The organism is Streptomyces sp. NBC_01283 (genome assembly GCF_041435335.1).
Lineage (GTDB): Bacteria > Actinomycetota > Actinomycetes > Streptomycetales > Streptomycetaceae > Streptomyces.
Map to the genome: position 1 here is coordinate 5,260,699 of NZ_CP108430.1, position 12,901 is coordinate 5,273,599.

A 12,901-nucleotide genomic window follows, 5' to 3' on the forward strand; every position below is an offset into this window, starting at 1 on the left:
GTCCACCGGAGGAAGGAAGAGGGAGGATGGGGAGAGGCATGAGCGACGACACCCGCAGCGAGGTCTACGGCGAGCTGGCCGGCGTGGGGCCGTACGGCGTGCACCCGGGCCACGCCCTGATCACCATGGTCGAGCCGCACCCGGGCCACGAGTACGCGTACAACCGCTGGTACGAGGACGACCACTACTACGCCGGTGCGATGGCGATGCCCTGGATGTACGCGGGCCGCCGCTGGGTCGCCACCCGGGAGCTCCAACTCCTGCGCCTCCCCGAGAAGTCCGCGGTCGCCCAGCCCGTGACCGCGGGCTGCTACCTCTCCACGTACTGGGTCACCGAGGGCCGCTACGACGAGCACATGAAGTGGACCGTCGGCATCAACAAGCGTCTCAACAGGGACGGCCGGGTCTATCAGGACCGCACGCACGTCTTCACGGCCTTCCAGGACCACGAGGCCACCGTCTACCGGGACGGGGCGGCCGGGCCCCGCGATTTCCACGCGCTCGACCACCCCTACCAGGGGCTCGTGCTCGAAGTCATCGACGCCGATTCGGGCGAGCGGCGTGCGGAGTTGCTGGAGTGGCTGCGGGCCAAGCACCTGCCGCGCGCCCTCGCCGGGTCGCCCGCCGCGATGGTGACCATCTTCCGGCCGACCCCGCTGCCGGGGGACCGGATGACGTACGTGAAGCAGGTCGAGGGAGTCGACACCCGGCTGACGCTGCTCTGGTTCCTGCAGGCCGATCCGCGGGAGTGCTGGCAGGAGCACTTCGCCGGGCGGGCGGACGCGGTGGCGGAGTCCGGGGCGGGGAGGGTGGAGCTGCTGGCGCCGTTCATTCCGACGGTGCCGGGAACGGACACATACGTCGATCAACTTCGATAGATCATGGCGCCGGTCGGTTCACTCGACTGGTCCGGTGCGAGGAAAAGGCCGAGCCCCCTCGGCCGGGACGGCGGGCCAGTCGAGAGGGCTCAATCGGGTTCTGCTTATGCAATTGTTGATCTCTCGCTGTTCCTGTGGTGCTGAGGTGCGACGGGGCGCGTATCAGCCGAGAAGTGACGTCTCCCGGCCGACTTCGGAGACGAAGGCGCGCCATGAGTCGGAGGGGAAGGCGAGGACGGGGCCCTCGGTGACCTTGGAGTCCCGGACCGAAATTGCCGTGGAAAGAGGGGACTTGACCTCGACACATGCGCCGTTTCCCGTGGAATACGAGGACTTGACCCACGTGTTCGTAGCGCCCTGATGAATTGCCATGATTACTCCGTTTTGCCCAGTTGGTGAGTTGCGGTCACCGCCAAGAGCGGCTGTGCCAACGGATGTTGCTTGATGGCGTGAATGACGCTACTCGCCAACATCGCTGAGTGAAGAGAGTGTTCACTCAACCGGATGGCATATTCCAGTGCGGTCTTCCGCCTCGCCGAGGTGGAGGTGTACCGTGCGGCACTTTCCCGGTCGGGACGGCTTTCTGCGCGGCGTACGTCTTAGCGTGCGTACTCTTTCGCGATGTCTGCGATGAGTTGGCGTGATTGGTCCACGTTCAGGGCCTGTGCCCGCAGATGTTCGTACATCACGCTGTACTGCTGGACGTCGTTCGCCTTCTCCAGATAGAGGTCGCTCGTGACGCCCTCGATGTAGACGACGCTCGAATCCGCGGCATCCGGGAATTCGAGAATCGCGTACTGGCCGTTCAGGCCGGGGTGTGCGCCCATCTCGAAGGGAATCACCTGGACGGTCACGTGCGGCAGTTGGGACTGCTCCACGAGATGCTCCAGCTGGTCGCGCATGAGATGCCGGGAGCCGACCACGCGGCGCAGCGCGGACTCGTCAAGGACGGTCCACAGACGCAGCGGATTCTCCGGCGCGCTGATGCGTTCCTGGCGGCGGACGCGGACCTGGACACGCTTCTCGATGTCGGTCGGCGTGGTCTCCGGCAGCGCTCCGGTGATGAGCGCCTCCGCGTACGGACGGGTCTGGAGCAGGCCGGGGACGACCTGCGGGTCGTACACGCGCAGGGACGCGGCGTCCGTCTCCAGGCCGATGTAGACGCTGTACGGAATATCGCCGAAGGAGTGCCACCAGCCCTGCTGGCGGGAGTCCTTGGCCATTTGCATGAGCGAGTCGACGATGCGGTGGTCCTCGACCTCGTAGACCCCGCAGAGATCGCGCACGTCGCGCTGGCTGATCGAGCGGCGGCCGTTCTCGAGGCGGCTGATCTTCGACTGCGAGACCAGCAGGCGCTCGGCGACCTCCTCGGCCGTCATGCCTTTGAGCTCGCGGAGCCTGCGGAGCTCCTGGCCCAACCGGCGTCGCCTGACAGTGGGATTGACATTGGACGCCACGGGACGTGCACCTCCGACTACATGCCTCTACTTTGCGTATCTGCTGTTCAGCAGAGTGCCACCAACGCGTCGCGCACCGCTGGGAAACAGCCGATGTGCGGTGCGAACTGCAATGCGCAGTCCGATGCGAGTGAAGGTGGACATGAGGAACGGTGTGAGGGGTGCGGCCCGGTCGCGCGGTGCCACGGCGTGCGGCCGCGCGGGGCGGAGGTACCGGTGTCGTCGTCCGGACGTCCCGGTGCCAGTGCCCCGCGCGGCCCAGCGGCTCCCGAACCGGGTCTGGGGGACTGCGGTGCGGCGTTGCTGTTGCCGATGCTGCGGGTACTGCGGGTGCTTTGGTGAGTCCTTGCAGCTGTCCCTGACCGGACTCAGTGGGCCACGGCGCGTGCCATGGATCCGCGGCGCGGCTGCATCGGAACCCCACCGGGTTCCGGCACGGTCCTGGCCGGCTGTCGGCCACCGCCTGGTCCACTTGGTACGGCTGGTCCGCCCGGCCCGCCCGGTCCCGCTGGGGCCGGGCTGCGGCGTGGCTGAGCGGCCACACCGTTCTGGACGTCCATCACGGCGTGCGCCACGAGGCCGCCCATCGGGTCGTGCCTGATCAGGTCCCGGAGACGGGAGCGCGATGAGCGCCCCTCGTTGCCGGGGTAGAGGTGCTTGCCGAGTCCCACTGCGTGAGCGAGCGCGGCGAGCGCCGCGGTCCGCGGGTCCGGTGGTACGCCGGTGCGGATCGCACTGTCCAGTCGGGACCTGATGTCCCGGCTGATTGCCGTGTCCGTCGCCTGGTAGCGAGTCGTCGGCAGTACTCCGCACATCTGGCCCGATACGGCATGCACCATGCCGCACCGCTCCAGGTGCGCGAGGTAGATCTGGCGCAGCCCCAGTCGGGGCCCGCCAATCCAGTGGACTGCCCGAACCGGGCTGCCGCGCCTGCGCAGCAGTTCCAGTGCGGAGTCCAGAGTCGGATCTCCGGTCGGCCGTGGCATCACCACGGCGATACGATCCCCGTCTGGGGCTATCCGTCCGGCCAGCGCCAGCTCCACTAGCTGTGCTCCGGCCAGACCGAGGTCGAGCGACTGCGGCTGCGCTGTGGTACCCGTGGCCGGGTCCAAAGCGAGCAGCAGAAGCTCCTCCGGAATTGTTCTGCGGCTCCTGCCCATCCATGCCTCCCCGCGTGGATGAATGACAGGGTGACCCCTCTCACATTGGTCTGTCGAGAGTGCGTGACCGGTAAGTACGGGAACCAGTAGGTATGTCGTTCTCGTCTACCACGGGGGTTAAGCCCCCACACAGGACACTGGTACATGGTTCGGACAGCGGGTCCGGCCGTGTTTTGGCGCAACGGCAACGCGAGCGGCATGGCGTACGAGGAGGCATCGGTGGCGGGCGAGACCCCCGACAGGTCGAAGCAGCGGAAGTCGTCGGGGAACCCGACTGGGGCAGAACCGTCCGTGCCGGCACCGGCGCCGGAGGAACGCGACCCGCGCCTTGCGGTGGCCCGCGAGGTCCCCGCGGCGCGGGAGGACCAGGCGACGGCGGTCTTCTCGACGAAGGCGGTGACGGAGTCGAAGGCGGCCGGGGCCGCGGGTTCCGGGAGTGCTGAGGGCACGCAGGGTTCCGAGAGCGGCGAGAAGGGCGACGCGCGGCTGCGGGCCGCCGTGGCGGCGTGGGTGGCCTCGGCGGACGACGAGGCCAGCGAGTCCTCGGAGGCCGCAGCGGAGGGCGAGGGAGCGGCTCCTGGGGAGGACGCGACCTCGGATGACGGGAAGAACTCCCGGGAGGCGGAACCTTCCGCCGCTTCTGCGCAGGGCAGCACCCCGGCGGACGAGACCCCGGCTGACGCCGAGCCCGAGGACGCCAAGCCCGGCGAGGCGGCGGGTACGGGCGGTTCTTCGGCTGCGACGGCTGCGACGACTGATGCGGGCGATTCCCGTGACGCCGAGGAGGCGGAGGGCTCCCGTAGCGCCGACGCTGCTGCGGGCGAGGCCGGGTCTGGGGCCGGCGCGGGCGATTCCCGTGACGCTGACGAGTCCGCGGGCGCGGACGGTGCTGGGGCTGCCGGGGGCAACTTCCGCGACGGCGACGAGGCTGCGGGTGCGGCTGGTTCCTCGGGCGGTGCGGGTGGCTCTCGTAGCGTCGACGGTGTCGCGGGCGACTCCCGTGACGCCGGCGAGGCCGAAGGCGCGGCGGGTTCCTCGGGTGCCGCGGCTGGCTCTCGTAGCGCCGATGCCGCCGCCGGCTCTTCGGCTGTGACGGCTGCCGCAAGCGACTCCCGTGACGCTGACGAATCTGCGGGCGCGGGCGATTCCCGTGACGGTGACAAGGCCGCGGGCGCGGGCAGTTCGACGGCTGTCGCAGGTGACTCCCGTGACGGCGACGAGCCTGCGGACGCGGCTGGTTCGACGGGTGCCGCGGATGGCTCCCGGGAGACCGGCGAGTCCGCGGGTGCAGCCAGTTCTTCGGCTGCCGCGGGCGATGCCCGCGACGGTGACAAGGCCGCGAGTGCGGCTGTCACGGATGACGTGCGTGGCTCCCGTGACACCGACGCCAAGCCGTCCCGTGACGAGGCCGCCTCGGAGGGCTCCGACAGCTCCGAGCCTGCTGACGCCGCTGACGGCACCAAGGCCGAGACCGACTCCGACTCCGACGATTCCGACACCGACTCCGACTCTGACTCCGACGATTCCGGCAGCGACGCCGGCACCGACGGCAAGGCCTCGGACAAAACCCCCGAGCCCCCCTCCGCCGGAGTCGACCAGGCCACCGCCGTCTTCAAGGCGTTGCCCCCGAAAGCCGTCGACCAGCCGACCACCATGCTCAAGCTGGGCGACCACAAGCCCGGGGCCAAGAAGCCCGAGGACAGAGCCAAGGGCAAGGCTGAGGACAAGGCCGAGAACAAGGCTGACGCAAAGCCCGAAGCAAAGCCCGCTGCAAAGTCCGAAGGGGACGCCGAGCGCACCAGCAAGTTCGTCGCGCTCAAGCCGCTGGACCACTCCTCGCCGAGCGGCACGACGCCCCCGGCCGCGCCGGCCCCCGGAGCCAAGGCGCCCACGCCAGAAAAGGCGTCCACGTCCGAGAAGGCCGCCAACGTAGGGCCCGAGCGCACCACCCAGCAGCCTCTTCCGCCCAGGCCCCCGCTCGACCTCCTCGCCGAGCTGACCAACACCCCGCCGCCGCCGGAGACCCCGGTCCGCACCGCCGTGCGGAGGGTGAAGATCTGGACGCCGCTGGTGCTGCTCATGGTGGTCGTCTTTGCGGTCGTACAGGCAGTGCGTCCGCTCCCGACCCCCACCCTCACGCTCACCGCGAAGGAGACCGTCACCTTCGAGGGCGACAAGCCGTCCCTTCCGTGGCCGAGCCAGGGCCAGGCCGCGATGGACGTCAACGGCATCGGGACGTTCGGCTCGTCCGGCAGCCAGAAGCCCGTGCCGATCGCGAGCATCGCCAAGGTCATGACGGTCTACCTCGTCCTGCGTGACCACCCCCTGAAGAAGGGCGGCGACAACGGCCCGGACATCCCGGTCGACGCCGCAGCGCAGAAGCACTACGAGACGGGCAAGGCGGAGAACGAGTCGGTCGTCAAGGTGACCGAGGGCCAGAAGATCTCCGAGTACGAGGCGCTGCAGGCGGTCATGCTGCCGTCCGCGAACAACGTCGCCAAACTGCTCGCCCGCTGGGACACCAAGAGCGATTCCGAGGACGAGTTCGTCGCGAAGATGAACAAGACCGCCAAGGAACTCGGCATGAAGAACACCCACTACACGGACCCGAGCGGCCTCGACAAGACGACCGTCTCCACCGCATCGGACCTGGTGAAGCTGGGCCGGGCCGCGATGGAGGACCCGGTCTTCAACGAGATCTCCCGCCAGCCCAGCTACAAGGACCTCAACGGCGACAAGCAGAACAACTTCTTCGGGCTCGTCCCGACGGTCGCCATCGGCATCAAGACCGGCACGACCACCGCGGCGGGCGGCAACATCCTCTTCGCCGCGGAGAAGAAGGTCGGCGGCGAGACCCGCACGATCATCGGTGCCGCCCTCGGCCAGTACGGGCAGAACGGCACGGCCAACATCGACGAGGTCACCGGGGTCACCAAGAAGCTCATCGAGGCGGGCCAGGGTGCGCTCACCTCCAAGAAGATCGTGAAGAAGGGTGACGTCGTCGGCGAGGTCGACGACGGTCTGGGCGGCACGACCCCGGTCGTCGCCACCAAGGACGTCGCCGCGGCGGGCTGGTCGGGCCTGACGGTGAAGCTGAAGCTCGGCGACAAGGCCGGTGGCTCGGTCCCGCACACGGCGAAGGCCGGCACCGAAGTGGGTGTGCTGAGCGTCGGTGACGGCAAGGACGGCGCCGTCGAGGTGCCCGTCGCGCTCCAGAAGGACCTCGCGGAGCCGGGCTTCGGAGCCAAGCTCAAGCGCGTCGGCTGAGGCACGCACGGCGGAACACGCAACACAACGCGCAGCGCAACGCAGAGCACAACGCGCAGCGAGCGCACAGCAGGACGCGCACGGGATGCGGGGGCACGGGCGGAGGCGCAAGCCGCCGCCCGTGCCCCCTGTCCGGCCGCCCCCCTCGGGGGGTGCCGTGCGTGCTAGCGTCACAAGTTCGGGGAGAGCAGTATGCCGGGGCTGAGCGACGGGGTGTTCCGGGACGGACCCCCCTGGCGCGGCACCCGGACGGACAGAACGACACGGGGAGTGCCGCAAGTGGCCACAGCGGAGCCGACGCGAGCCGACGACGCCGATCCTGAGCCCGGCACCGGTGGCGGCACCCGCACCGGGGCGCGAATACGGCTGCCCGCCCAGCGCGGCGCCGAGCCCGCGGCACCCGCACCGGACTCCAAGTGGAACCGGTTCCTGCGCAACCCCGTGACCATCACGACCGCCGCCGCTGCGGTCCTGCACGTCGTCTGGTTCTTCACCTTCGCCAACAGCGGCGGTGACCTCGCCGCGCAGGACGCGTGGGCCGAGTTCGTCGGACGGCACCCCGACTCCGCGTACAACCTCGCCTGGTACGGCGGGATGCACCCGGTGTCGTACAGCGTCGTCTCGCCGTATCTGATGTCGGTGCTCGGTGTCCGGACCACGATGATGATCGCCGGGACGGTCTCCGCCGCCCTGCTCACGATGATCCTGGTCCGCAGCCGCGCCGTGAAGCAGCCCCTGTGGCCCGCGTTCGCGGGTGTCTTCGCGCTGTTCTGCAACGCGGTGTCCGGCCGCGTGACGTACGGGCTCGGCCAGATGTTCGCGCTCATGGCCGTCGCAGCCGTCTTCTGCTGGCCCTACCGCTGGCGCTACAAGCGGTGGGCGAAGGCGCTGGTCGCCGCGCCGTTCGCCGCGCTCGCGACCATGGGCAGCCCGGTCGCCGGCCTCTTCGTGGGCATGGTCGCCGTCACGCTGTTCCTCAGCAAGCGCTATCCCGGTGCGTACGCGCTCGGGCTCGCGCCCGCCGCCGTCGTGGGCATCTCCGCGTGGCTGTTCCCGTTCTCCGGCACGCAGCCGATGTCGTTCGGGTCGGCGTCGCTGCCCCTGATCTGCTCCGGCCTCGTCTTCTTCCTCGTGCCGAAGCAGTGGAAGACCGTGCGGATCACCACCGCCGTGTACGCGGCCTTCGTGCTCGGCGTCTGGCTGATCAGCTCGCAGATCGGCTCCAACATCTCCCGTCTCGCGATGTCCTTCGCGGGTGTCGCGCTGCTGGCCGCGCTGCCGTTCGCGGTGCCGAAGTCCCGCAAGTGGTATGCGATCGTCCTGGCCCTCGTCGGCTTCACCGGCTGGGTCGGGTTCAAGGCGGTCGACGACATAATCCACACGACGCCCCAGGCCTCCTGGACGCGTGAGCTGGCGCCGCTCGTCAACGAACTGCAGGAGGTCGGCGCCGAGAAGGGCCGCGTCGAGGTGGTGCCCGCGCGCAGCCACCGCGAGGCCTCCGCGCTCTCGCCGTACGTGAACCTCGCCCGCGGCTGGAACCGGCAGGCGGACATGGAGCGCAACCCCCTCTTCTACGACGACACCCTCAACTCCGCGAACTACCACGAGTGGCTCCAGCGCTGGGCCGTGCACTACATCGTGCTGCCCACGGGCGAGCCCGACGGCGACGGCGGCAAGCGCGAGGCCGCGCTGCTGGAGCGGGGCCTGCCGTATCTGAAGCAGGTGTGGGTGGACTCCAACTGGCAGCTGTACGAGGTCACCGACCCGACCCCGCTCGCCGATCCGCCCGCCGTCGTCGACCGTGCCGAGGCAGGCGGAATGACGATCGAGGTGAAGAAGGCGGGCCGCATCCTGATCCGGATCCCGTACTCGCCGTGGCTCAGCCTCGTCGACGCCGACGGCAAGGGCGTCGAGCGCCCGCGCGAGACCGACGCGTCCAAGCGGCAGCGCGAGGACGACGAGGACCGCCCCAAGGAGTTCGACAACCTCAACGGCTGCCTGATGGAGGCCGCGGAGGACGCCGAGGGCGACAAGTGGACCGAACTCATCGCCCCCGGCCCCGGCGTCTACCGCCTGGGCGCGCCCTACCAGCTGCCGCGCGGCACCGCCTGCCCCGAGGAACTGCGCGAGAGCGCGCGCTAGCCGGGCCGGCTCACTGGCGCGGGGCCACCGGGAACGCCACGTCGCACACCGGGTCCTCGGGACCGGCCGTGTCCCACTCCACGAAGTAGATCTCGCGGCACGGTCCCGTGACCCGCAGGCCTTCCCGGGCCACCCATGCCTCCACGGCCTCGAACGCGCCGAGGATCTGCGGATAGGAGACCTGGGCCTTGGTGATGCGGGTGCAGGCGATCCGGTGGGCGGGTTCCACGCGGGAGTTCGAGCCGTGCTGCCGGCCCGCCTTCAGCGCCCAGGCCCGTGCCGCCGCCGCGTCCCTGACCGGGACGCACGCCTCCGCGGGCCCGTCGCTGTCCTGGGTGACCTCGGCGTGGTAGACCACGAACGCCGGGGCCGCGATGCCGCCACACTCGCGCTCGGCCGCCTCCTCCAGGCGCCGCGTCGACGCGGCGATCCAGACGGGCAGCTCCTCGGAGAGCAGATGCCTGCTCTCACAGATGACGTACTGCTCCGGCACGTCGACGGTAGTGACCTCGAATTCGTTCCCGTACAACTCAGGCACCTCAGACATGTCAGTCATCCCAGAACCTCTTCCGGACAGTCGTCCACGGAGGTACCCCACGAGCGTGCGCCGCTCCGCGTGCCGCTCCTCGACGTCCGCCCAGTAGGCGGCGACCGCCCGCCCCGCCTCCTCGCCGTCGAGCTGTACCGTCGCGGTGATGTCCGCGAGCGGCATGCCGAGGCGGCGCAGCAGGACGACGGTGCGGGCGTGTTCCACCTGCGCCGCGCTGTAGTGGCGGTAGCCGGTGGAGGCGTCGACGTACGCGGGGGTGAGCAGCCCGAGTCGGTCGTACAGGCGCAGTGCCTTGGGCGAGAGCCGGGCGCGGGCGGCGAACTCACCGATGGTGAGCAGCGGTTCGCCTGTCTGCGGGTGTACGTCCATGGGGGCATCCTCCGTCACCGGGCCCCTTGGCCCGGCACGGGGACGATGGGCTCTGCCCCAGGGGCAAGGTCAACCGCTGCCGCTGCCGCTGCCGCTGCCGCTGCCGCCGTCCGTTCCGGGAGGTGCGTCCCGGTGGCCGTAGTACGCCTGGGCCTCCAGCCACCGGCGGTGCCTGCCGCGCCGTACCCCGACGATGATCGCGATGCCGGAGCCCGCGAGGAGTCCGAGGAGCGGCACGACGACGGTCACGACGATGCCGCCGACGAAGGACGCGAGGTCGGCGTCGTCGCCGGGCGCGAAGGTGAGGACGCCGCCCGCGTCGTCGCACCGCACGCGGTAGTCCGCGTCCGTGTCCGCCTTCAGTACGAACGCCCGCTCCCACTCGGCGCTGCCCTTGGTCACGGTGAAGGTGGCGTCGGGGACGGTCACCCGGGGCGCGGACCCGGCAGGACCGGAGACCACCTTGCAGTGCGCACGGGCGACGAAGGGGCTGCGTACGTAGATGGCGGCGTCGTCATCGGGCCCGAACCGCAGCGTGACGGACCGCCCGCTCGGGAACGCCCTGTCGTCGTCGACGGAGTCGATCGTCGAGCTCAGCGTCAGCACGAAGCTCACGATGCCGATGCCCACACAGACCGCCGCCATCACACCCGCGATGACGAACCACCGCCGCCGGGGCCGCAGTTGCCCCGAGTCGATGCGGGGAGGCGGGCCGGGCGGTGGCCCATAGGGATACATGCCGGAACGATGGCAGCCGGTGGGGGACGGGGAAAGCCCGCCCCCCACCGAGTCGGCTGATTACGGTGCTTGACCCGCCATCGCGCGCGACTCACCACGGCTCATGACTCTTGACCCTTCACGTAGTCGCGCCAGATCCGGACGGGAAAGACGTTCCCGTGCTGTGAACTGGCCCCGCCCACACCCGACATGGGCAGGAGCTGAGGCTTGTCCGGGCTGGTCCGGAACATCGTCACGGCGGTCGACAACTCCTCGGTGGTGGCGGTGAACCAGGCCGAGCGGAGGCGGTCCTGGTCGCCGGTGCGCCCGGCGACGACCGGGCGGTGGACGGACGAGGTGCCGACGCCCCGCATCGCGGTGGCGGCCTCGTCGGCGACATCGGGGTCCAGCGCGCGGCGGGCGCCGGGACGCGTGAGCCCTTCGGCTTCGACGGTCTCGTCGTCCTTGGCGACCTTGGTCACCGAGTACGGGTCGTGCTGCAGGCCACGGTTGGCGAAGGTGCCGTAGGCGCCGGCCATGCGGATCGCGCTGGGGGTCGACGTACCGACGGGAAAGGTCCGCTCCAGGCGGGCCATGCTGTCTTCGAGCAGCCCGGAGGCGACGGCGGTGCGCCGCACCCGCTCCCACCCGACGTCCTTGCCGAGGCGTACGTAGGTGGCGTTGCCGCCTTTCGCCAGGGCTTGGCGCAGGGTGGGGTGAGTGCTGTCGGGCCCGGCGGTGGCGCGGCCGGCGGTGCTGGTGATGTCGCTGCTGCTGCCGCCGGGGGTGGGCACGCCCGATCCCTGCAGGAAGCCGTTGTCGTCGTAGAAGCTCCCGGTGGAGACGGCCTGCCACGGTGCGTCGCGCCCAACGGAAGGCTCAACGGAAGCCCCACCCTTCCCACTCGCCTGTTTCCCACCCGACTTCCCGCCCGATGTTCGGATGCCGTTCTCCAGGGCGGAGGCGAGGACGAAGGGCTTGAAGGCGGATCCGACGGGGACGCCGGAGGTGTCTGCGTTGTTGGTGAAGTGCCGGGTGGCATCGGCGCCTCCGTACAGGGCGACGATGGCGCCGTCGGACGGACGCACGGAGGCGGCGCCGACCTGCACGCCCTTGTCGGCGGCGCGCTTCTTCGGGTCGATGTCGCGGTCGAGGACGCGCTCGACCGCGCCCTTCAGCCGCTGGACCTTGCCCTTGTCGAAGGTGGTGTGGATCTTGTAGCCGCCGCGGGCGAGGTCCTTGTCGGTGAGGGAGGTGTGCTGCTTGATGTACTTGTTCGCGACGTCGACGAGGTAGCCGGTCTGCCCGCCGAGGCTGGTGGTCCGGGACTCCTTGTGGGGTTCGGGGTAGGTGGTGAACTTCTCGCGGACCTCGGGCTTCATGAGCCCTGCCTTGACCTGCCGGTCGAGGATCCACTGCCAACGGGCTTCGGAGCGGTGGTGGTTGACCGCGCTCACCGAGGGGTCGTACTGCTCGGCGCCCTTGAGCAGGGCGGCGAGGGCGGCGCCTTGGCTGGGGTTCAACTGCCGGGCGGGGATGCCGTAGTAGGCGTGGGCGGCGGCCTCGATTCCGTAGGCGCCACGCCCGAACCAACTGGTGTTGAGGTACCCCTGGAGGATTTCCTGCTTGCTCTTCTTCCGGTCCACCTTCAGCGCGATGACGAACTCCTTGACCTTCCGGGTGACCGTCTGGTCCTGCGAGAGGTAGGTGTTCTTCACGTACTGCTGGGTGATGGTGGAACCGCCCTGGGTCTCCTGGCCGCGGACCATGTTGACGGCGGCGCGGACCAGGCCCTTGGGCGAGACGCCGGAGTCGCTGTAGAAGGTGTCGTTCTCGGCGGCGATGACGGCGTTCTCGACGGCGTCGGGAATCTCCGAGAGCCGCACGTTCTGCCGGTTCACCTCACCGGTGCTCACCATCTGGGTGCCGTCGGCCCAGTAGTAGACGTTGGCCTCGCGGCGGGCGGCGGCGTTCTCGTCGGGGATGTCGACGGAGGCGTACACGAAGGCGAAGAGGCAGCAGAGGGAGCCGACGAGGAACGCGATCCCTCCGAGCCCCTGCCGCCAGGAGGGAAGCCACCGCCGGAGCCCGCGTCTGCCGTGCCGGGGGTAGTCGACGAGGCGAGCGCGTCGCCGTCGTGGCTTGCGGGCGCGGGGGTTCTTGGGCGCGCGCACCGGCTTTCCCTGAGTGTGTGTCCCCATGGTTGGGGAGAGGGGGGTGGCGGGGCGGGGGGTTGGCCGGGGAGGTATTAGGGGGACGTAACAGCGGGGAGGGTGTTAGGGGGCGGTAACAGTGCGGCCAAGCGGCTGCGGCTGGGGTTGCGGCAGCGGCGGCGGCTGCGGTTGCGGCTTCGGTTGCTGG

Annotated in this window: 9 protein-coding genes; 3 read left to right on the forward strand and 6 right to left on the reverse strand. The window is 70.0% G+C overall.

Annotated elements, in window-relative coordinates; translation table 11 throughout:
- The first annotated feature begins 38 nt into the window (after positions 1-38).
- Positions 39-878 carry a hypothetical protein gene (locus OG302_RS24090; protein WP_371528671.1) on the forward strand — a complete coding sequence of 280 codons (840 nt, stop codon included), beginning with the start codon at positions 39-41 and terminating at the stop codon, positions 876-878.
- Positions 879-1,040: 162 nt separating this feature from the next.
- Here OG302_RS24090 and OG302_RS24095 read toward each other — a convergent pair whose 3' ends face one another.
- The 3 genes from OG302_RS24095 to OG302_RS24105 form a co-directional block, all read right to left on the reverse strand.
- Positions 1,041-1,250 carry a DUF397 domain-containing protein gene (locus tag OG302_RS24095; RefSeq protein ID WP_361832343.1) on the reverse strand — a complete coding sequence of 70 codons (210 nt, stop codon included), beginning with the start codon at positions 1,248-1,250 and terminating at the stop codon, positions 1,041-1,043.
- Between the two features lie 227 nt (positions 1,251-1,477).
- Positions 1,478-2,335 carry a helix-turn-helix transcriptional regulator gene (locus OG302_RS24100; protein WP_160505605.1) on the reverse strand — a complete coding sequence of 286 codons (858 nt, stop codon included), beginning with the start codon at positions 2,333-2,335 and terminating at the stop codon, positions 1,478-1,480.
- 368 nt (positions 2,336-2,703) lie between these two features.
- On the reverse strand, positions 2,704-3,495 hold the full coding sequence (locus OG302_RS24105) for a GPP34 family phosphoprotein (RefSeq protein ID WP_371528672.1): 792 nt from the start codon (positions 3,493-3,495) through the stop codon (positions 2,704-2,706).
- 144 nt (positions 3,496-3,639) lie between these two features.
- On the opposite strand from OG302_RS24105, the gene OG302_RS24110 reads away from it, so the two are divergent.
- Positions 3,640-6,762 carry a D-alanyl-D-alanine carboxypeptidase gene (locus OG302_RS24110; protein ID WP_371528673.1) on the forward strand — a complete coding sequence of 1,041 codons (3,123 nt, stop codon included), beginning with the start codon at positions 3,640-3,642 and terminating at the stop codon, positions 6,760-6,762.
- Between the two features lie 279 nt (positions 6,763-7,041).
- Positions 7,042-8,904 carry an MFS transporter gene (locus OG302_RS24115; RefSeq protein WP_371528674.1) on the forward strand — a complete coding sequence of 621 codons (1,863 nt, stop codon included), beginning with the start codon at positions 7,042-7,044 and terminating at the stop codon, positions 8,902-8,904.
- 10 nt (positions 8,905-8,914) lie between these two features.
- On the opposite strand, the gene OG302_RS24120 is transcribed toward OG302_RS24115, so the two are convergent.
- From OG302_RS24120 to OG302_RS24130, 3 genes are all read right to left on the reverse strand, one after another.
- Positions 8,915-9,823 (reverse strand): MerR family transcriptional regulator, encoded by a 909-nt coding sequence (locus OG302_RS24120; protein WP_371528675.1) that lies wholly within the window; start codon positions 9,821-9,823, stop codon positions 8,915-8,917.
- A gap of 69 nt (positions 9,824-9,892) precedes the next feature.
- Positions 9,893-10,561 (reverse strand): hypothetical protein, encoded by a 669-nt coding sequence (locus OG302_RS24125; RefSeq protein WP_371528676.1) that lies wholly within the window; start codon positions 10,559-10,561, stop codon positions 9,893-9,895.
- A 101-nt stretch (positions 10,562-10,662) separates the two neighbouring features.
- Complete coding sequence (locus tag OG302_RS24130; RefSeq protein ID WP_371528677.1) at positions 10,663-12,714, reverse strand: transglycosylase domain-containing protein; 2,052 nt, start codon at positions 12,712-12,714, stop codon at positions 10,663-10,665.
- Positions 12,715-12,901 lie beyond the last annotated feature (187 nt).

Coding starts and splice junctions, on each gene's coding strand:
- OG302_RS24125 (WP_371528676.1), bottom strand. CDS start 10,561: ATGTATCCCTATGGGCCACCGCCCGGCCCGCCTCCCCGCATCGACTCG.
- OG302_RS24105 (WP_371528672.1), bottom strand. CDS start 3,495: ATGGGCAGGAGCCGCAGAACAATTCCGGAGGAGCTTCTGCTGCTCGCT.
- OG302_RS24120 (WP_371528675.1), bottom strand. CDS start 9,823: ATGGACGTACACCCGCAGACAGGCGAACCGCTGCTCACCATCGGTGAG.
- OG302_RS24090 (WP_371528671.1), top strand. CDS start 39: ATGAGCGACGACACCCGCAGCGAGGTCTACGGCGAGCTGGCCGGCGTG.
- OG302_RS24095 (WP_361832343.1), bottom strand. CDS start 1,250: ATGGCAATTCATCAGGGCGCTACGAACACGTGGGTCAAGTCCTCGTAT.
- OG302_RS24110 (WP_371528673.1), top strand. CDS start 3,640: ATGGTTCGGACAGCGGGTCCGGCCGTGTTTTGGCGCAACGGCAACGCG.